Origin of the sequence: Acinetobacter sp. UBA3132 (assembly GCF_002364825.1) — a bacterium.
In the GTDB taxonomy this organism is placed as follows: domain Bacteria; phylum Pseudomonadota; class Gammaproteobacteria; order Pseudomonadales; family Moraxellaceae; genus Acinetobacter; species Acinetobacter schindleri.
Window position 1 is genome coordinate 1 of sequence record NZ_DEZM01000132.1, and the last position, 20,128, is coordinate 20,128.

Genomic DNA, 20,128 nt, shown 5'->3' on the forward strand with positions numbered 1-20,128 from the left:
GGGCTATAGTTTGCCAGTTCAATCCGTTCACCGAGCATGCCTGCATTATGCAGAATTCCGTCCAGACGACCAAACTGTTTGCTCAGTGTTTCGAACAGGAGCTCGTAATCACGCTCAGAAGCACTGGAAAGCTGTAAAGGCAGAATTGCCGGGCGTGGTGCACCCAAACCTTCAATTTCATCGTAGATAACTTCAAGCTTGTTCAGGGTGCGACCATGCAGCACTACCGTCGCGCCATGCAGGGCATAGCTGATCGCTGCTGCACGTCCAATGCCATCGCCGGCACCTGTGATCAGGATAATACGATCCTTTAACAGGTCTGAGCGAGGTTGATATTCTGAATACTTCATGAACGACCTCCTTATTTCTTGCTTATTGTTGTGAAGTTTAATGTTCTGACCGGAACCTGAGTTTTAGCCGAGTACTGGCTTTAAAACCAGATCCTGAATTCGTTGATGTAATTCTTCTACACTATGCACGATACAATCGGCCTGCCAGGCGTTTAAATTATCTTTATGTTCTAAAGGCAGATAACCATAGGCTGCCAGAATAGTATACATATTGGCTGCACGTCCGGCATCGATATCACGTGGATGATCGCCGACATAGATACAGTCTTTAGCCGCCAGGTCAATCTGTTTTGCTGCCAGATACATTGGCTCCGGATCCGGTTTGGTACGGCCCACATCTTCCGGGCAGACCAGTACCGAACAGCGCTCTGAGAGATTCAATGCCGCAAGCAGCGATTCACTTAACCAGCGTGGTTTATTGGTGACAATACCCCAAGGAATACTGCGTGCCTCCAAAGCTTCCAGCAGTGGATACATGCCGTCAAACAGGTCAGTATCTACTGCAATATCAGCACCATATAGGTCTAAGAAACGCTGACGATGCGCCAGCAGGAGTGGATCTTCCAGCTCGAGTTCCGGATAGACCAGCTTGACCATGGCACGAGCACCTTCTGAAACCTGAGTGCGGATCAACTCTGGTGCTACTACTTCACGGCCTTCTTCGCGGCACATATCCTGAATAATGCGGACAAAGTCGGCAGCAGTGTCAATTAAGGTACCATCGAGGTCAAAGAGAACTGCTTTCATTCAGCAGCTCCATTCGCCTGTTCTTTTGCCGTATAGACCATATAGTTAACATCTACATTTGGCGCTAACCAGTAACGTTTGGTCAGCGGGTTATAGTGCAGACCCGTCATATCTTTTAATTTCAGACCAGCGTTGCGGATGTCATGCGCCAGTTCAGATGGCTTGATAAATTTGCTGTAGTCATGCGTACCACGTGCCAGCATACGCAGCACATATTCTGCACCAATAATGGCAAACAGATAGGACTTCGGATTACGGTTAATGGTCGAGAAGAACACATGCCCGCCTGGTTTTACCAGCTTATGGCAAGCCTGAATGATCGATGCCGGATCTGGAACATGCTCCAGCATTTCCATGCAGGTCACCACATCGTATTGTCCCGCCTGTTCCTCGGCGAGTTGCTCAACAGGAACCTGACGGTATTGAATATTGCTGACACCTTCCTGTTCCGCATGTAGACGTGCCACATTCAGGGGTGCTTCACCCATATCGATACCAAGCACATCAGCACCACGGCGTGCCATGCTTTCGGCCAGAATGCCACCACCACAGCCTACATCCAGAACTTTTTTGCCGCTCAAGCCGCCAGCATGTTCGTCAATCCAGTTCAGACGTAGTGGATTAATCATGTGTAAAGGGCGGAACTCGGAATGCTGATCCCACCATATGGCTGCGAAAGCTTCAAATTTGGCAATTTCTTGTGGATCAACATTCAATTGCGACATCGGTGTCACCTCAATCAAGTCGTTATATTTTAAAAAAGTTCAATGTTGATTAGTGTAGCGCTTCCTGCAAAAAAAGCGATAAAAGCCTTAAAAAAGTTCACAGAATAAAAACGAAAGCCGCATATTTGATTTATAGTATCTGCATAAGCTAATCATAAAGATTTTGAGGATCATAATTCCAATGAAAAAATTTATTTTAGGCACTGTTGCTGCATCTGTTTTAGCATTTTCTGGCAGTGCGATGGCCAACTTTGTAGCAGGCCAAGACTATCAAGTGCTGGCTAAGCCAGTCAAAGTTGAAAAGCCGGGAAAAATCGAAGTACGTGAATTCTTCTGGTATGGCTGTGGTCACTGCTACACACTTGAACCGCATATGCAGACCTGGTTGAAACAACTGCCTAAAGATATCCGTTTTGTCCGTACTCCAGCTGCGATGAACCCACTATGGGAACAGGCAGCACGTGCCTATTATGTGTCTGAAGCCTTGGGTGTTCGTCAAAAAGCGCACTTGCAGTTGTTCCATGATATCCATGCGAAGCAAAAATCAATTTTAGAACAAGCACAACTCGCCAAGTTCTATACCCGTTATGGTATTTCAGAAGCGAAATTTAACAGTACGTATAAATCATTCCCGATTTCTTCAAAAATCGCCCAGGCGAAAAATCTGGCCGCATCTTATCAGTTGACGGGTGTGCCAGCCGTGACCGTGAATGGTAAGTATGTCGTTCAGGGTGATGATGCCAAAGTAATTCAGGTGGTAAATTTCTTGGTAGAAAAAGAGCGTAAGGCAAAATAATTTCTGCCTGATCTTAAAAAACCTGCACCTTGCTGCAGGTTTTTTATTGTTGAAAATATCTATTCTAGCTGCCTGAAGGCTGTTTATGCATGAATGCCTTGAAATAGCAGTTTCATCTGAATAACCGTCTGAGCTTTAAATTCTGCCGCGCGACTTTGTTGAAGATTGACATCTGACAGACCCTGAATACTCAGCCAACCCATCGCCCAATTCAGGGATAAATCCACAAGCATCTGGATCAGCAGCTTCAAGTGTTGAGGCGATTTGATTCCCTGAGCGGAATAAAGATTTCCCAGCTCATCGACCAGATCAGCAACTAAAAATTGCAGTTCTCGCTCAATACTGGTCCGCAAAAAGTCTGATCCGCCCCAACGTTCTGTACTAAAAAATAGCCATGGCTCAGGATGTTCTTCAACAGCCTGAAGGAAAAGACCAATTGAGGTTTCAGTATCTGAATGTACTTGATACCAGTAAGCTTCTACCAGCCGATTTAAGACACCTTTTAAATTAATGGCGACTTGATCGAGCAGTTCCATACCCAATTGCTGCATGTCCTTAAAATGCCGGTAGAACGCTGTCGGCACCATTCCAACTTCACGGGACAGTTCACGCAGGCTGATATTGCTAAATGCACGACCACGGCTACTCAGTACCAGTGCGGCATCTAGTATTGCCTGATGACTTTGCTGTTTGCGTTCTGCACGTAAAGACATAAAAATCTTCTCGATATTTCCCTTTAAGTTTAACAAAAAATCAGCAATCACACAGCGCCATTCAGATGGCCTGATTTTGTATTTTGATCGAACAAGACTGAATTGATTTTGTAAATCATGCCAAGGGCCGGGCAATCTTGGCAGAGGCTTCTGTTATACTGAGCCGCAATTATTTTTCAGTCAAAGCAGGACTTATTTATGCGTATCGACCAGCGAGCATTAGATCAATTACGTGACATCAAAATTACCCGCAATTACACACGTTATGCGGAAGGTTCAGTATTGGTTGAATTTGGTCATACTAAAGTGCTTTGTACTGCCAGCATTGACAACTCGGTTCCCCGTTTCCTGAAAGGTCAGGGCCAAGGCTGGGTAACCGCAGAATATGGCATGCTGCCACGTTCAACACATACCCGTAGCGACCGTGAAGCGGCACGTGGCAAACAGAGTGGCCGTACTCAGGAAATCCAGCGTCTGATCGGCCGTAGCCTGCGCGCTATGGTGGACCTGAAAAAACTCGGTGAAAATACGATTACTATCGACTGTGATGTGATCCAGGCAGATGGCGGGACACGTACAGCCTCTATTACCGGTGCTGCGGTAGCATTGATTGATGCGATGAATGTGTTGCTTGAGAAGAAAAAAATCAAGCAAGATCCACTTAAAGGTCTGGTTGCTGCAATTTCTGTGGGTATCTTCAAAGATGAAGTATTACTGGATCTTTGCTATGAAGAAGATTCTAACTGCCAGACTGACCTGAATGTCGTGATGACTCAAGCTGGTGAATTTATTGAAATTCAAGGCACTGCAGAAGACAAGCCATTTACCCGTAGCCAATGCAATGACATGCTGGAAATGGCTGAGAAGGGCATCCAAGAGCTGATCAAGAAACAGCAAGAAGCTTTAGGCTGGTAATTTATCTTCTAGTGAAAAACGCATCTTCGGATGCGTTTTTTTATGGGTATTCTTAGGCTTCAACATTGCCTCACAAAAATTGAACAGGACCTATCTACTGTATCGCTATGTTTCGAGAGATGATTTTCAATCTACTTAACTATAGAGGGTCAACGTATGAAAATATTATTCATGGCACTTTCAGTCTGTACCGTTCTTGGTCTGACTGCCTGTGATAATAATTCCCGTGATGCAGATCGGGATGGTGCTTCTGCACCAGCAGGACAAAATACCAATTAGTCATCATACCCCAGTGTCACTTCATTCATCTTTATTATTTTTTGTGCAAAAACTGCGCAAAAAAATCTAAAAATAAAAAAAGGGTGCTTCGCACCCTTCTTCTAACGCGTATTCAGCAAGATCTAAGCATTAAAACGCATGGATAAATCAATTGCTTTCACATCCTTGGTCAGAACGCCCATCGAAATATAATCTACACCTGTACTAGCCACTTCACGTAAATTCTCAATCGTAATATTGCCCGAAGCTTCCAGTTTGCAACGACCTGCTACATGCTTCACCGCATCAATCATTTGCTGCTGGCTAAAATTATCCAGCATCACGATATCTGCCTTGGCTTCAAGTGCCTGATTTAACTCATCCCAGGTTTCTACTTCGACTTCTACCGGTTTACCTGGTGCTATCTGATGTGCCTTGGCAATGGCCTGTTCAATCCCACCGGCTGCCATAATGTGATTTTCTTTAATTAAAAAGGCATCGAACAGCCCCAGACGATGATTCTGACCACCTCCAATCGCTACGGCATATTTCTGTGCAATACGCAGGCCGGGAATGGTTTTACGGGTGTCTAATAGTTTGGTATTTAAACCTTCTAATTGTTTGACATAGCTTGCTGTTTTGGTCGCGACTGCAGACAGGGTTTGGACAAAATTCAATGCCGGACGTTCTACCGTGAGCAGGCTACGCGCAGAACCTGCCAGTTTCAGGAAGGTTTCATTGGCCCCGACACGATCACCGTCATTCTTCAGCCAGATCACTTCAATTTTTGGATCGTAGGCTTGAATCAAAGCATTCACCCAAGGTTGCCCAGCCAGCACCATATTCTCACGACTGATAATGGTGGCAGTCGCCTGTTCATCTTCAGGTGTTAGCATGGCAGTGATGTCACCATCACCAATGTCTTCAGCCAGCGCCTGTTGAATATTCATCTGAATCGACTGTTCTAGCAAAGCTTGAGATATGCTCATGAGTATTTCCGTATCTTTTGTAAGCCGTGAAAATTGCGCGTTATATTAGCACTGTTACATAAAAATGAGCGATTTTTCGTACAGTCATCACAGCTGAATTGAGATTTGGATACGAAAGTTTTAGCATTAAGCCAGCTGCATTGCGCAGCAGTCATTTTGATTGGGGATAGGAAAGTTTTTATGCAACAAGCACCTGCGTTTCATGTGAAGGATGGACAACTCATCGGTGCACGCCAGATTCCCTCACCCAATTTTAACCAGCGTCCGGAAAATACCGAGATTCAACTGATCGTGGTGCATAACATCAGCCTGCCGCCCTCGCAATTTGGCGGTGGTTATATTGAGCAGTTTTTCCAAAATCAGCTGGATTGGTCAGTACATCCTTATTTTCAGACCATTCAGGGCATGCAAGTCTCTACCCATCTGTTAATTCTGCGTAGCGGGGAAGTACTGCAGTTTGTCAATTTTAATGAGCGGGCCTGGCATGCGGGTCGTTCGACCTATCTCGCTAAGAAAGAATGCAATGATTATTCTATCGGGATTGAGCTTGAAGGCAGCGATGACCTTCCCTTCGAGCAGGCACAGTACGATGCACTGGTACAGGTGACGGCCTGTCTGCAAGCCCATTATCCAAAAATCCAGCAACATATTGCCGGACATTCTGATATTGCCCCGGGACGTAAAACTGATCCAGGCCTACATTTCAACTGGGTCGCATTCCGTGAACAATTGCATCATTATAAAAATACATCAATACCTGAATAGGAATGTGATAAAGCAATGAACTTCTGCCAGAAGTTTCATTACAATAGGCAAAATTTAAACATTAGGTGAGCAGTATGGCGCTGTGGCGTTCGACCGTCATTGTCAGTGCGATGACCATGTTGTCACGGGTACTGGGTCTGGTCCGGGATATTGTACTGCTCAATGTCTTTGGTGCAGGCAAGGACTTCGATACCTTCGTGGTCGCATTCCGTATTCCCAATTTCTTCCGGCGTCTGTTTGCGGAAGGGGCTTTTTCACAGGCTTTTATTCCGGTACTGACCGAATATAAAACCACACGGACGCATGCCGAGGTACAGATCCTGATTAGTAGGGTATTTGGCTGTCTGTCTACCGTCATGAGCCTGCTGACCTTCGTGGCCATGGTGGCTGCACCCGCCATTATTTATGTCTATGCACCTGGCTTCCATGCAGATCCAGAGAAGTTCGCACTGGCATCGGACATGTTCCGCCTGACCATTCCTTATCTGCTGTTCATGTCACTGACGGCTTTTGCCAGCAGTATCCTGAACAGCTACGGTTCATTCACTACACCCGCTTTTGCACCTGTGCTTTTGAATGTGGCAATGATTGCCGGCGCCTTGTGGCTTACCCCGTATATGGCCGAACCGATCATGGCATTGGGTTGGGCAGTATTGATTGCGGGTGCTTTGCAACTGGCGATTCAGATTCCGGAACTGTGGCGCAAGAAACTGCTGATTCCACCCAAAATCGACTTCAAGCATGAAGGCGTAGACCGCATCATGAAACTGATGCTGCCAGCCCTGTTTGGTGTTTCAGTGACGCAGATCAACCTGTTGCTGAATACTATCTGGGCATCCTTTATGCAGGATGGTTCGGTATCCTGGCTTTACAGCGCTGAACGTATGACGGAGTTGCCATTGGGCTTGATTGGCGTGGCAATTGGTACCGTGATTCTGCCATCTTTGTCGGCACGTCATGCCGAACAGGATCAGGTAAAATTCCGTAGCATGATTGACTGGGCGGCGAAAGTGATTGTGATGGTCGGCCTACCGGCCAGTATTGCACTGTTCATGCTTTCTACGCCGATCATTCAGGCGCTGTTCCAGCGTGGCCAGTTTGATCTGGAAGATACCCAGATGACAGCAATGGCGCTCCAGTGTATGAGTGCTGGCGTGATTTCATTCATGTTGATTAAAGTTTTTGCACCAGGTTTCTATGCCCAGCAAGATACCAGAACACCGGTACGTGTCGGTTTAATTGCAGTAGCGGCTAACGCGATTCTGAACGTCATTTTTATTGGCTTCTTCAAGCTGATTGACTGGCATGCAGAACACATGGCATTGGCTTTAGCTTCTTCAGGTTCAGCTTTGGTCAATGCCGGAATGCTATATTTCTATCTGCACAAGCGTGATATTTTCCGTTTTGGTGGCCACTGGAAAAAGCTCATGTTGCAGTTTGGTTTTGCCAACTTTGCAATGATCGCAGCGTTGGCATATGCATTGACCTGGTATAATGGTGAGGTATCGCAATGGATCCGTGTGGCTGAAGTCATCGGGCTGTGCATTGTCGGAGTCACAGTTTATTTGCTCGCATTGGTATTGACCGGTTTCCGACCACGACATCTGAAACCATAAAATTCATGCAAAAAAATAAGAGCCATGAGGCTCTTATTTTTTACTTCTTATTCCATCGGTAGATGGTCTTGAATCAGGACAAGATCCGTTACTCTAGACCTTACCGCGGGACAAGAAACCAACAATTGCAAGAATAACCGCAATTACCAACAGAATAATCGCGAAATCCTTAGACAGACCGGCTACTCCACCAAAACCCAGTAAACTGGCAATCAATGCAATAACAGCGAATATAATAGCCCAACGAAACATCTTTGAATCTCCATGTGTTTTTATTCTCAAAATTAGTATAGGGACAATAAGCTCTTCAAACTGTTAACCTTTTGTTGATAATCTGTCTAATAGTTAGTAATCGTGTGAGTATAGTTATCAGATGCTTACAGTACGTTTATTTTGTGCAGGGCTGCTATAATAGATTGCTCCTGTCTCATCTCTGCCTGCTGTTATGACTGATACTTTGCGTCCTGAATTCTGGAAACACTATACCCTGAACGAGCTGAAGCCTCAGGAGTGGGAAGCATTGTGTGATGGTTGCGGGCTCTGCTGTCTCATTAAATTTGAAGATGAAGATACTCAGGAAGTCACCTATACACGCGTTGCCTGTAAACTGCTTGACTGTCAGACCGCGCGCTGTTCAGATTATCCCAACCGTTTACAATTCGTGCCTGATTGTATTCAGCTCACGCCTGAAAAATTGGCGGCTATTCACTGGTTACCAGCCAGTTGTGCCTATCGCCGGGTGGCTGAAGGAAAACACTTGCTGTCTTGGCATTACCTGATCAGCGGTTCACGTGAAAGTGTCATTAAAGCGCGCAAGTCAGCCGCAGGCCGCTGTCTGAGTGAGCTCGAAGTCGATGAAGACGAAATGGAAGATCATATTGTGCGCTGGGTGCGCTAGAAATTTCGTTCTAACACACAGTGCTATGCAGTAATTGCTGTGCTGCACTACCCGCCATTGGCCGATAGAAATAAAAACCTTGTCCGATCTGGCAGTCACAATTGATCAGGGTAGAAAGTTGCTCAGTATTTTCAATACCTTCTACCAGCACATCAAGCTCAATACTGGACCCGATCTGGGTAATGGCTTTGACAATTGCTAGTGCCGAGGGATCAGTATTCAGGCGTTCCACAAAGTTACGGTCAATTTTGATACAGTCCACCGGATATTCCTGTAAACGGGTCAGGGAAGAATGGCCGGTACCGAAATCATCTAAAGAAATATGAATGCCCGCCTGTTTTAACAAGTTCAGTGCACGAATGACATAATTAGCTCCCCGTTCTGACAGACTTTGTTCGGTAATTTCCAGTTCAACCTTGTCTGCCGAAATATCAAAGCGAGACAGCCGTTCTAATAACTTTTCAGCATAATCGTCACGTAGGAATTCGACAGGCGCTGCGTTGATCGAGATTGGCAGAACTTCTAAGCCTTGTTCCTGCCATTGGGTCATATCTTCAAAGACTTTCAGCTGCATGGTTTCGCTGATTCTTGAGGCCAGTTCATAGTCCTGAAAAGCACAGAAAATACGGGATGGCAGCTGAACCTGGTGGTGCTGATCTTTCCAGCGCAGCAATGCTTCAAAACCAATCACCGCACCATCGGACAGGCGTACCTTGGGTTGATAGTAAGGAATAATCTGGTTTGAATTTATAATTTTACGTGCCAAAATTAGTTGACGGGTCATCTTGTCCAGCGATTCAAACATTTCCTGACTGAACATGCGGATGCCACCGCGACCACTGTTTTTCAGATCATTGAGTGCGATATCGGCACACTTTAATAAGTTGGAACTGTTGATGGCATCACGGGGATAAATGGCGCCACCAACACTGATGCCACTATTAATACTTCTACCGGCATAACTGATCGGTATTTCCATCTGCTGACAGACCTTTTTAGCCACCTCTAACAGCTGTGATTCATGCTCAAGATTTTGGACCAAGACAGCAAATTCATCACCCCCTAAACGGGAGACGATGGCTTCAGGTCCAAGATTGTTCTTGAAGCGTTCCCCCAGGACATGTAAAAGATGGTCACCGGCAATATGCCCTAAGGTGTCATTGATATGCTTGAAATAGTCTAGGTCAATCAGGAGCAGCCCGGCTTGGCTCTGTTGTTGCCGTGCTCTGAACAGGACGCGTTTAAACTGTTTGTAGAAGGTACCGCGATTATATAGTCCAGTCAGCTCATCAATTTCTGTGACTGCTTTCAGCCGGGTTTCCACCTGTTTTTGCTGGCTGACATTACGTGAAACACACAGAATCTGTCGAGTCACATTGTGTTCATCCACGATTGGAGTGAGTAAATTATCCCAATACTCTGGTGCTTGACCCTGTAGCTGGCTAGTGCCGGAAAAACGGGCATTCATACCTTGGGCAGCACGCTTTAGCGCACGCCTGCCAGATGGACAGACCTCGGCAGGCAGCAGATTCAGCCAGGACATACCAAAATGCTGTTCGGTTTCGGACAGTCCCAAAGCCTGTCGGCCAGAACGGTTTACATGACTCAATTTACCATCAGGCGTCATGATTTTTATGCAGTCTAAGCTTGCATCCAGCATATTTTGCTGGGTAGCAATGATCTGAGAGAGTTGCTGCTGGATTTCAAAATAATCATGCACATCGGTCAGGGTGATAGCCCAGCGCAGCAGGCTACCCGTTTCATAATGAAACTTCATGTTCAGCAGACACATACGATAACCGTGATCCAGTTTCTGGATCCGGCATTGCAGTTCTGCATTCTGACGTTTATTCAGTGCAGTATGCCATTCGCTAATAAAATTAGATAAATCATCAGGATGAATAAACCGTTGCCAGTATTCCCGACCGTACTCATTCAGGTCAATCCCGAGATAGTCCTGCATGGCCGTATTAAAATATTCAATCTCATCCCGAGTCTGCAACCACATTGGTTGAGGAAGGGCATCAGCAAAATCCTGGATACATGTCAGCTCTGGGCCAGTGGTCGACCTGAAAGTATCTGACGGTAATGAATCCGGTGATTCAAACCGGGCAAAAGTGTCCAAATTCTGCTTATCAAATTCCATGTATTCACCGATACAGAGGTTTTATTTGATCTAACCCCGGACCCACTTATCTATTATTAGAATAAAAGAACATTCATTCAGCGCTAGCTGATCTAAAAAGAATATGATCAAATTTGTATGAAGATGCAAGGTCTAATTCACTTGAAATGATAAAAAAATATTGTCATACGTCGGTACAGAGACAGAAGCTAGACAAACTTCATATTCGGAATTAAAAACAGCTAATGCTAGAATGCAAACAGATTAAAAGTGAGCCCATTATAAAATGTCAGACAGCCATATCCCTCTTCCTGAACGTTTGAGGCCACGTGACCTCAGGGAAATTATTGGGCAGGATCACCTGCTCGGTGAAAATGCACCTTTACGTCAGATGATTGATCAGGGGCATTTACCGTCTATCATTTTCTGGGGTCCACCCGGTGTAGGCAAAACCACAATTGCACTTTTACTGGCACAGGCAGTGGACCGGCCCTTTGTCAGCCTGTCCGCATTAAATACCGGGGTGAAAGAACTCCGTGAAGTTATTGCCGACGGTGGTGATCTGCTGACCCCCGTGGTGTTTATTGACGAGATTCACCGTTTTAATAAGTCTCAGCAGGATGCTTTGTTAAATGCGGTTGAAAAGGGCAAAATTACCCTGATTGGTGCCACCACCGAAAACCCATCTTTTGAAGTCAACAGTGCCTTGTTGTCACGCTGTCAGGTTTATAGTCTAAACGCTTTAAGTGCCGAGGCAATTGAGACTTTATTGACTCAGGCGATTCAGTCTGATCGTTTCTTACAAGAACGTCATATCCAGATTGAAGAATTCGATGCCCTGATCCAGTTTGCAGCAGGAGATGCACGTAAAGCACTTAATTTGCTAGATCTGGTTGCCAGCACCTTTGAACCGGATATGGAAAATATCATCACCAACACGGTGGTGGTAAAGGTAGCGCAGCAAAATATTGCCCGCTATGATAAGTCTGGTGAGCAGCACTATGATCTGGTCTCAGCCTTTATCAAATCGATTCGTGGCAGTGATCCGGACGCAGCACTATACTGGATGGCACGGATGTTAAAGGGTGGTGAAGATCCAGTCTTTATTGCACGCCGTATGCTGATTGCCGCCTCTGAAGATATTGGTAACTCCAATCCAAATGCATTGTTACTGGCGGGAGAATGCTTCCGTTCTGTTCAGGCCGTTGGAATGCCGGAATGCCGGATTATTTTAGGACAATGTGCAGTTTATCTGGCCACCAGTGCCAAGAGCAATAGCACCTATCTGGCCATCAATAAAGCCATGGAATTGGCAGATAAAACTTCTCATCTGCCAGTACCATTACATTTACGTAATGCACCGACCAAGCTGATGAAAGAGCAGGGCTATGGTGTAGATTATCTGTATCCACATAATTATCCAGAACATTTTGTACTACAGGATTATATGCCACCGGAACTGAAAGGAACCAGGCTATATGAGTCAGCACGAAATAAACGTGAGGTTGAAGGAGAACGCTTACAGCAACGCCGCTGGCAACAACAGCAACAGCAGCAATAAAAATTTCTACGGATATCTACGGTTTATCCTTTTAGGTGTCTATTTTTATTGGTTTTCCTGCCAAAAGCTGTACGATCAACTCAGGCTGAACTCAGTCGCAAGTCCATTACTTTTTTAGAAACTTAAAAAGGTGTGCAAAAAAAAGCCCAGTTCAGGGAGAACCGGGCTGAAAATAGGATGTCCTTGGGGGAGATACATCCTAGAGGGTAGAAAAAATTCTGATCGGCAAGTCTGGCGAAAATAACTTCTAATGCCATGACCTCGCCTGCTATAGAAATGATTTTAAGAGCTTTGATCAGAGATGTAAAACTGATTATTTTTATTAATAGAATTCATTTTTTCGATGATTGTAGAAGGCAATAAAAAACCGAGCTAGGCAGCCCGGTTTTCGATTTGATTCTGCTGAGCAGATTGCAGCAATTCATCCATTTTATGGCGAATTCGACCTTCAATTTTGCGTACATTCTTGGCATTCAGAGATTTACTCATGGCACGTAGCGGGATAAACAGTTTATCTCCCATACCATCAACCAGGACAAACTCCGGTTTACCACTGCGCTTTTCACTGTACATGATGCCGGCAATATTCACTTCCCCATAAACAATATGCAGATCGCAGCAGGCATCAAAAAATTCATTCAGTGCTTTGGCATGTGTGTCATTAAACTCGCCAGTACGGCAGAGTTCGTGCAGGGTAATGCCGTTGCCATTTGGACTGATAATTTTCTCGACAACCAGCCCTAAGCCCTGATCTGTTTCCACAAAGCCATAGGGTGTTTCAATCGGGAAACTAAAAATGTTGTGCTTATAATGATTTTTACACAGCTGTAGGTATTGCAATACTTCACGGCGAAATTGCTTATATACACCTTGAGCATGCCCACGTTTAAAACGGCCGAGATGTGCCCATTCACCGTTATCATTGATGCGGTTTGGGTTCATCACTTTAATGGCTTTACTTTCATCAGTCGGATGCTGATAAACCAGTTTATAACCGCCTTTACCTAGAAGGGTAAGATCATTAAGTTGATACATCATGAAGACCTGAATAAAATAAATGGGAGAATTTTTAACCGTAATGTAACATAAAATACACGAAAAAGCCCGCCCAATACCCTTGGTGAAAGGAGTACACGATGGTAACCGCTTGAGAAATAAATCAAATAACTGAGTGGTTCAGCTCAAAAAAATTGTAAATTAAGCTTCGAGCAGCTTCTGCATCTGCGCTTTAATTTTAGCCTCAACTTTACGCACATTTTTAGCATTAATACGCTTGCTCATGGCACGTAATGGAATAAGCAGTTTTTCACCCATACCATCGACCAGAACAAATTCAGGTTTATTATGCCGCTGTTCGGTATACATGATGCCGGCAATATTCACTTCACCATAGACAATATGCAGGTCACAACACTGATCAAAGAAGAGATCCAAAGCCTGAGCATGCTTCTCGGTAAATTGTTTTTCACGACAAAGCTCATGCAGGGTAATTCCTCTGCCATTTGGGCTGATAATTTTTTCAACGACTAGCCCCAAACCTTTATCGGTCTGAACAAAGCCATACGGAGTTTCAACAGGAAACTCAAACTGGTTATATTGATAGTTGTTCTTGCATAATTGCAGGTATTGCAATAACTCACGGCGGAACTGTTTATACGCCCCTTGAGACAATTGGCGCTTGATCTTGCCATGACCTTTCCAGCCCCCATCAATATCTACACGATCCGGATTCATGATCTTGATAATCTTATCGTCTTGCTCGGGGTGCTGAAAAACAATTTTTGAGCATCCTTGGCCCAGACGGGTAAGTTCATCAATTTTATACATCATGTAATGTTCCTGATAAGTCGAGGGATCTCATCCTAGGCCGATGGCGAAATGGACAGATGGGTTAATGCTACCTAAAAATAAGAAAAATTTCATGTGCTGACATGGAAATGATATTTAAACCGATGATTTGCAAAAGCATAAAAACAAAAAACCGAGCCATTCAGCCCGGTTTTTTGAATCTATCGATAACAGATCAGATATTGTCTAAATCAATACCTAAACGTGCAGCAACTTCTTCATACGCTTCAACCACACCGCCCAGGCCTTGGCGGAAACGGTCTTTGTCCAGTTTTTTCTTGGTATCTTTGTCCCATAGACGGCAACCGTCTGGAGAGAATTCATCACCCAGTACGATACGGTCGTGGAACACACCGAATTCAAGTTTGAAGTCAACCAGAAGCATATTGCCGGCTTCGAATAATGCTTTAAGCACTTCGTTCACTTGGTAAGTCAGTTCTTTCATTTTTGCCAGTTGTTCAGCAGTTGCCCAACCCAGAGCAATCGCTTGAGATTCGTTCACCATTGGATCGCCAAGGGCGTCATCTTTAAAGAACAATTCGAATGTAGGAGGTGTTAACTCTTTACCTTCTTCAACACCAAGACGACGGCATAAAGAACCCGCAGCATAGTTACGTACAACACACTCTACTGGAATCATTTTGAGTTTTTTTACCAATACTTCGTTTGGCGTTAATAGCTTCTCAAAATGAGTTTCAATACCAGCAGCAGCCAGCTTTTCCATGATGAAGGCGTTAAAACGGTTATTCACCTTACCTTTACGATCCAGTTGTTCGATCTTTTCGCCATTGAATGCTGACGCATCGTCACGAAAAACTAAAATCAGGTGGTCTTCACTGTCTGTGGTATAGACAGATTTCGCTTTACCAGTATAGAGCAAGGTTTGTTTTAACATGAGGGAACCTTCTACAAAAAAAATGCCTAGAAAATGTCTAGGCTGGCCAATTTTGGTAAATCTGGTTTAACAGTTCTGCTGCTTTTTCGCGATCGGCAAAACTGTTATCAGGATTAAACACAGCCAGGGTGTTACTCGAACCTGCAGGAGAGAGCCTTAAAACATAGGTCTGCTGATCGACCTTAATCGTTACCTGGTAACGATCTTTGCTTTGACCAACGATGGAATGGTTAAGGCTGCTGAGCGTGGCAAGAGTGTATTGCCATATTGTAGCAGCATTTCCATCAATTTTGAGCAACGGATTTTGATTTCCATCCATCACCAGTTGCGGCTTTCCTGTTATATCTGTAACAGTTTCATCAGCTTGAGTTGAACGAACTGGCTCAGCAGAAGGGCGTGGCAGGGCAAAACGGTTGCCACGTTCATTTTCCAGTTTTGGTGCATGTTCAATCGCAAGCGGATCTACTGTCGGAGCAGGATACAATGGCGTTGCAGGACGAACCATAGCACCTTCAGGGTATTGCAGAGGCTCTAGCGTAGTGGTGTCCTTGTAATCCAAAGTGCCATTTTTAAAGGCCATTGAACTACAACCCGCTAAACTGAATGCTGAAAGGGCAAGGATAAGTCCTAAACGTAATTGCATAGTATTGTGCTCTTATTTAATGACGCCCGCTGCAGCAAGTGCTTCATGAAGCGGAGCGCGATATTGTTCTGCAAGTGGTGTTAACGGCAGGCGAATACCTGTACCGATGAGGCCCATGTCATGGAGTGCCCATTTCACAGGAATTGGATTCGATTCGCAAAATAAAATATTGTGTAAATTTGCAACCTGAGCGTTAAGTGCTTCAGCGTGAGCATCAGCACCGCGAATAGCAGCGGCACACACTTCGCTCATGGCTTTTGGTGCAATATTGGCAGTTACAGAAATGTTACCTTTCGCACCATGTGCCATCAGCTGATATGCCGTTGCATCATCACCAGAATAGACGGTCATGTCTTTGCCTTGTAAGCCAGCAATCAGTGCAGCACCGCGTTCAACATCACCTGTCGCATCTTTAATCCCGACAATTTGCGGGATATCTGCCAGACGAATCACTGTTTCGTTTGACATGTCCACACCGGTACGACCTGGTACGTTGTACAGGATTTGCGGCAGATCTACTGCTTCAGCAATCGCTTTATAGTGCTGATACAGGCCTTCTTGAGTTGGCTTGTTATAATACGGAGTGACTAGAAGTGCAGCATCTGCGCCCAGGTCTTTGGCTTCCTGGGTCAGCTCAATGGCTTCACGTGTTGAGTTTGCGCCTGTGCCGGCAATGATTGGAATGCGTTTGTTCGCGACACGAATGATTTCTTTGATCACTTGCGTGTGTTCACTCATGCTGAGTGTAGACGCTTCACCTGTTGTACCAACCGCGACAATACTGTTGGTGCCCTCTGCAATGTGCCACTCAACCAGCTTCTCGAGACCCTTCCAATCTACGCTGCCATCTTCAAACATAGGGGTGACGATTGCGACAATGGAACCCTGAATGGTCTGTGCTTGCTGAGTCATTTTAAAAAACTATCCTATTTGTCCATCCGAAGAGAATGAGAAAACATATTTGGGATGGGTTTGTATTTTGATTTGTAGCAAATTCAATGCATTTGCGCCGAATTGAATATTGCGTATGCAAATTATGACTGATCAGCAGCATAAGAACAATATGCTTTGCTGAAAGCCACTCAATTCTTTATACAAAGCTCTGTAACAACAAGCAAGCAATAAAAAGAATGAAGCTTCTTGTAAAACGATAAAAAGAGAAGAGTATTTTCACATGGTCTGGATAATTGGACACTTAAATAGAATTGTCATATAAATGACTGTTTAAGTAAGTTATTACATTGAAAATTCAAATAGTTAAGCGATTTGTTAAGATTTATAAATGATTATCCAATAGCTAAAACATATCACTAATACAAGGATAGACATGGTTAAAAATGCATTGAAATCCCTGTAATAATTCTTTTTAGGTATTAATGAAACTTCAGATATTTATTGAATGTTGGATTTTTTTAGCTGATCTGTAAGCCTTAAATCCTTAAACAGGAATTTTCTGGCAATGACAATAATTGTTTTTGCGACTTTCTAAGGATTGTATCTCAAACAACAGCACCGACTCCTGTATCTGTATATCCCACTAAAACATTCAACTTATTGGTAGTTAAATCCGACTTCGGTCTCATAGATGATGACGGCTCTATTTGAACGCTGATTGAACAAGGATAATCCAATGGAAAAATCAGATAATAAGCATGCTATCGTCACGGTCGCGATCTGTTTTCTGATTGCAGTGATTGAAGGCTTAGATATTCAGGCTGCAGGTATTGCAGCAGCGGGTATTCGTGAGCATTTTGGTCTCGATAGCTCACAATTGGGTGTATTTTTCAGTGCAGGGATTCTGGGTCTATTGCCTGGTGCACTGGTCGGTGGTCGTATTGCGGACCGTATTGGCCGTAAGACTGTTTTGATCTGGTCTACAGCGGTGTTCGCTGTATTCACACTTTGTACAGTATGGGTCAATAGCTTTAACTCATTATTGGCTGTACGTTTCTTGGCAGGTGCGGGTCTCGGGGCGGCAATGCCAATCTTGATTACGCTTGCATCTGAAGCTGTAACACCTGCAAATCGTGGTCGTGCAGTCGGCTTGATGTACTGTGGTATGCCAGTCGGTGCAGCAATTCTGTCATTGATTGCAGCGACTGAATTTGGTGCAAACTGGAAAAACATTTTCTACCTCGGGGGATTATTACCAATCATCGTGATTCCGGTGATGATGTTCTTATTGCCTGAGTCTAAAGAGTACTTAAAAGCGAAAGATCTAGCAGAAAATGCACCTGCTGATGCTGCGCCTAAAGGTGCGTTTAAAGATCTGTTTAACTCACAAAACCTGCTACGTACCATGTTCATCTGGGTAAGTTACTTCTTCACATTGATGGTGGTATACATCATGCTGAGCTGGTTGCCATCTCTATTCCAAGAACTTGGCTTCACACGTAAAGAAGGTGCTACTGCTCAGTTCTACTTCATGCTAAGTGCGACTGTAGGTACAGTGATTTTAGGTGTGTTAACTGACCGCTGGAAGAAAGCATACGTCATTCTATTAATGTACGGCGGTATCTTGGCTGGTCTATTGGCGCTAAACGCTGCAGGTTCATTAACACAGATGTACATGGCATCAGCACTAGTGGGTGCATTCGTTATTGGCTGTCAAGGTGTATTGTATGCCTTCGGTGGTATCGTTTACCCAACAGAAGTTCGTGGTACGGGTGTTGGTGTGGCATCAGCAGTAGGCCGTATTGGTGCAATGCTTGGGCCAGCAATTGCAGGTAGTCTGTTAACTGCAGGCTTCGGTGCGGCGGGTGTAATCTCAGCAGCGATCCCATGTATTATTATCTCAGCAGTATTCATGTTGTTCTTGGTTCGTAAAATGAACAGTGCGGCATAAGCGAAACTGAATAAAAAAACCCGCAGGATGCGGGTTTTTTTATGCCTTAAAGGATGATTCAAACGACATAAATGAACCTCTTAAAACCTATGTCGCTATTCGACTTTAGCCATATTTGTCATGATTGCACTGAAAAATAATTACAAATAGGAAAGAGTGCTTGGCTCAAAAACTACGTATTGCGCATTTGCTATAACAACATCAAAACTATACGCTATGGATCATTCAGGGCGAAATTCAGCTTGAGTTACCTCATCTCCTTGAAACTCAAACACACTCTCTTTCTCGACGGGCATGGCTTAACTTTGAAGATCAAGCGTGTATGGATGATGTAAATCTACACATCATTGTCTTTAAGCTGATGATGCAATGCCGGAATATTTTGATTGGCTATATACGACGTTATACACGGGCTTATTTTTACTTTCATGTGGCATCGCTAGGTAAAGCCAAAATCTACCTATGTTTTGTACGCGATTTGGCCCAAGAATTGCCCGAATATGATTTTTGTCAGAATGCGCAGTCATTCTATTTTTGTCACTGGGACTAAAAAACAGCATGGTTTTTAGGCTATGCTTGGGCATCATCAAGATTTCAAGGAATGAGAGCGTATGCAGCAGAATGCCGCGTTGATTGTTGTGGATGTTCAGAAGGGATTTACCCCGGGAGGTAATCTGGCAGTCGCAGGTGCGGATCAGATTATTCCGAATATCAATCAACTAGGACAATACTTTAGTAATATTGTACTGACCCAGGACTGGCATCCAGAAAATCACATTTCCTTTGCAGCTCATCATCCTGACAAAGCTGCCTATGACACGATCCAGCTAGAGTATGGCCCTCAGGTGCTCTGGCCAAGCCACTGTGTGCAGGGCACTGCGGATGCTGAACTGCATCCAGAATTGGATCTGCCACAAGCGCAGCTGATTATTCGCAAAGGCTTTCATCAAAATATCGACAGTTACTCTGCTTTTATGGAAGCAGACCGGAAAACTAGTACCGGTCTGGCAGGTTATCTGCGAGAACGTGGCATCGATACGGTATTTATTGTTGGAATTGCCACCGATTTCTGTGTGGCGTGGACGGCGATGGATGCCTGCAAACTGGGCTTTAAGTCCTATGTAATTGCGGATGCTACTAAAGGCATTGACCTGAATGGTTCACTGCAACATGCTTGGCAGGACATGCTGGCTCAGGGGGTAAAAAGGATTTATCTGAAAGATATAATCGATGTGGCTTAAGCGCTGGCTTTTTATTTTTGAGCTGATCTGCTTTCAGACGAGTTGATATATTTATATATTTTGAGGTATCAAACGATGCCTCGATTTTCTTTTAAATGCCCCCGGATTTCCCACATGTTAGCACTCCTTCAATTTAGCCAGTTTGTCCAAAAGACCTTTGCTTTGTGGGTGGTTCTGCTTTCTGCTTTTGCCTTGATG

Annotated in this window: 21 protein-coding genes; 9 read left to right on the forward strand and 12 right to left on the reverse strand. The window is 44.5% G+C overall.

The annotated features are described in order from the left end of the window. From B4033_RS06845 to ubiG, 3 genes are all read right to left on the reverse strand, one after another. On the reverse strand, positions 1 to 350 hold a 350-nt coding region (locus B4033_RS06845), incomplete at its 3' end, for an SDR family NAD(P)-dependent oxidoreductase (RefSeq protein ID WP_286832822.1). Between the two features lie 63 nt (positions 351 to 413). Next, the gene (locus tag B4033_RS06850; RefSeq protein ID WP_004813910.1) at positions 414 to 1,097 is read right to left on the reverse strand and encodes an HAD family hydrolase; all 684 of its coding nucleotides are present in this window, start codon (positions 1,095 to 1,097) and stop codon (positions 414 to 416) included. After that, entirely contained in the window at positions 1,094 to 1,822 is a 729-nt protein-coding gene (gene ubiG / locus B4033_RS06855) for a bifunctional 2-polyprenyl-6-hydroxyphenol methylase/3-demethylubiquinol 3-O-methyltransferase UbiG (protein ID WP_048882125.1), read from the reverse strand. Before ubiG ends, B4033_RS06850 begins: the two co-directional genes overlap by 4 nt. A 181-nt stretch (positions 1,823 to 2,003) precedes the next feature. Between ubiG and B4033_RS06860 the strand changes: the two genes are divergently transcribed. Beyond that, positions 2,004 to 2,618, forward strand: coding sequence for a thiol:disulfide interchange protein DsbA/DsbL (locus tag B4033_RS06860; RefSeq protein WP_286832824.1), 615 nt, complete (start codon positions 2,004 to 2,006; stop codon positions 2,616 to 2,618). A gap of 83 nt (positions 2,619 to 2,701) precedes the next feature. Here the strand turns inward: B4033_RS06860 and B4033_RS06865 are convergent, their stop codons facing one another. Beyond that, positions 2,702 to 3,331: a TetR family transcriptional regulator gene (locus B4033_RS06865; protein WP_286832826.1), complete on the reverse strand. Its 630-nt coding sequence runs from the start codon at positions 3,329 to 3,331 to the stop codon at positions 2,702 to 2,704. A gap of 198 nt (positions 3,332 to 3,529) precedes the next feature. Here B4033_RS06865 and rph point away from each other — a divergent pair, with 198 nt between their 5' ends. Continuing rightward, the gene (gene rph / locus B4033_RS06870; protein WP_004813903.1) at positions 3,530 to 4,246 is read left to right on the forward strand and encodes a ribonuclease PH; all 717 of its coding nucleotides are present in this window, start codon (positions 3,530 to 3,532) and stop codon (positions 4,244 to 4,246) included. Positions 4,247 to 4,402: 156 nt separating this feature from the next. After that, a complete protein-coding gene (locus tag B4033_RS06875; RefSeq protein ID WP_004813902.1) occupies positions 4,403 to 4,525 on the forward strand; it encodes a hypothetical protein in 123 nt (40 codons plus the stop codon). Between the two features lie 122 nt (positions 4,526 to 4,647). Here B4033_RS06875 and nadC read toward each other — a convergent pair whose 3' ends face one another. Beyond that, a complete protein-coding gene (gene nadC / locus B4033_RS06880; RefSeq protein ID WP_286832828.1) occupies positions 4,648 to 5,493 on the reverse strand; it encodes a carboxylating nicotinate-nucleotide diphosphorylase in 846 nt (281 codons plus the stop codon). Positions 5,494 to 5,673: 180 nt separating this feature from the next. Between nadC and ampD the strand changes: the two genes are divergently transcribed. Both ampD and murJ read left to right on the forward strand, forming a co-directional pair. Further along, the gene (ampD, locus tag B4033_RS06885; RefSeq protein ID WP_103799792.1) at positions 5,674 to 6,258 is read left to right on the forward strand and encodes a 1,6-anhydro-N-acetylmuramyl-L-alanine amidase AmpD; all 585 of its coding nucleotides are present in this window, start codon (positions 5,674 to 5,676) and stop codon (positions 6,256 to 6,258) included. Between the two features lie 65 nt (positions 6,259 to 6,323). Next, the gene (gene murJ, locus B4033_RS06890; RefSeq protein WP_286832830.1) at positions 6,324 to 7,874 is read left to right on the forward strand and encodes a murein biosynthesis integral membrane protein MurJ; all 1,551 of its coding nucleotides are present in this window, start codon (positions 6,324 to 6,326) and stop codon (positions 7,872 to 7,874) included. 93 nt (positions 7,875 to 7,967) lie between these two features. Here the strand turns inward: murJ and B4033_RS06895 are convergent, their stop codons facing one another. Next, on the reverse strand, positions 7,968 to 8,126 hold the full coding sequence (locus B4033_RS06895; protein ID WP_004647174.1) for a DUF1328 domain-containing protein: 159 nt from the start codon (positions 8,124 to 8,126) through the stop codon (positions 7,968 to 7,970). A gap of 193 nt (positions 8,127 to 8,319) precedes the next feature. Between B4033_RS06895 and B4033_RS06900 the strand changes: the two genes are divergently transcribed. After that, positions 8,320 to 8,772 (forward strand): YcgN family cysteine cluster protein, encoded by a 453-nt coding sequence (locus B4033_RS06900; protein ID WP_286832832.1) that lies wholly within the window; start codon positions 8,320 to 8,322, stop codon positions 8,770 to 8,772. A gap of 10 nt (positions 8,773 to 8,782) precedes the next feature. On the opposite strand, the gene B4033_RS06905 is transcribed toward B4033_RS06900, so the two are convergent. Then, on the reverse strand, positions 8,783 to 10,918 hold the full coding sequence (locus B4033_RS06905) for a putative bifunctional diguanylate cyclase/phosphodiesterase (protein WP_286832834.1): 2,136 nt from the start codon (positions 10,916 to 10,918) through the stop codon (positions 8,783 to 8,785). A 265-nt stretch (positions 10,919 to 11,183) separates the two neighbouring features. Between B4033_RS06905 and B4033_RS06910 the strand changes: the two genes are divergently transcribed. Continuing rightward, entirely contained in the window at positions 11,184 to 12,458 is a 1,275-nt protein-coding gene (locus B4033_RS06910) for a replication-associated recombination protein A (RefSeq protein ID WP_103799789.1), read from the forward strand. Between the two features lie 372 nt (positions 12,459 to 12,830). Here B4033_RS06910 and B4033_RS06915 read toward each other — a convergent pair whose 3' ends face one another. From B4033_RS06915 to dapA, 5 genes are all read right to left on the reverse strand, one after another. Continuing rightward, the gene (locus B4033_RS06915; RefSeq protein ID WP_071320115.1) at positions 12,831 to 13,496 is read right to left on the reverse strand and encodes a YrbL family protein; all 666 of its coding nucleotides are present in this window, start codon (positions 13,494 to 13,496) and stop codon (positions 12,831 to 12,833) included. Between the two features lie 159 nt (positions 13,497 to 13,655). Continuing rightward, a complete protein-coding gene (locus B4033_RS06920) occupies positions 13,656 to 14,288 on the reverse strand; it encodes a YrbL family protein (RefSeq protein ID WP_048882133.1) in 633 nt (210 codons plus the stop codon). A gap of 193 nt (positions 14,289 to 14,481) precedes the next feature. Then, positions 14,482 to 15,201 (reverse strand): phosphoribosylaminoimidazolesuccinocarboxamide synthase, encoded by a 720-nt coding sequence (purC, locus tag B4033_RS06925; protein WP_005220503.1) that lies wholly within the window; start codon positions 15,199 to 15,201, stop codon positions 14,482 to 14,484. A 37-nt stretch (positions 15,202 to 15,238) separates the two neighbouring features. Next, positions 15,239 to 15,844 carry a hypothetical protein gene (locus tag B4033_RS06930; protein ID WP_004890926.1) on the reverse strand — a complete coding sequence of 202 codons (606 nt, stop codon included), beginning with the start codon at positions 15,842 to 15,844 and terminating at the stop codon, positions 15,239 to 15,241. A 12-nt stretch (positions 15,845 to 15,856) separates the two neighbouring features. Then, the gene (gene dapA, locus B4033_RS06935) at positions 15,857 to 16,756 is read right to left on the reverse strand and encodes a 4-hydroxy-tetrahydrodipicolinate synthase (RefSeq protein ID WP_286832838.1); all 900 of its coding nucleotides are present in this window, start codon (positions 16,754 to 16,756) and stop codon (positions 15,857 to 15,859) included. Positions 16,757 to 17,474: 718 nt separating this feature from the next. Between dapA and mhpT the strand changes: the two genes are divergently transcribed. Both mhpT and pncA read left to right on the forward strand, forming a co-directional pair. Beyond that, positions 17,475 to 18,689, forward strand: a complete 1,215-nt coding sequence (gene mhpT, locus B4033_RS06940) for a 3-(3-hydroxy-phenyl)propionate transporter MhpT (RefSeq protein WP_004813883.1) — start codon at positions 17,475 to 17,477, stop codon at positions 18,687 to 18,689. A gap of 611 nt (positions 18,690 to 19,300) precedes the next feature. After that, positions 19,301 to 19,930, forward strand: coding sequence for a bifunctional nicotinamidase/pyrazinamidase (pncA, locus tag B4033_RS06945; RefSeq protein ID WP_008305864.1), 630 nt, complete (start codon positions 19,301 to 19,303; stop codon positions 19,928 to 19,930). Positions 19,931 to 20,128: the final 198 nt, after the last annotated feature.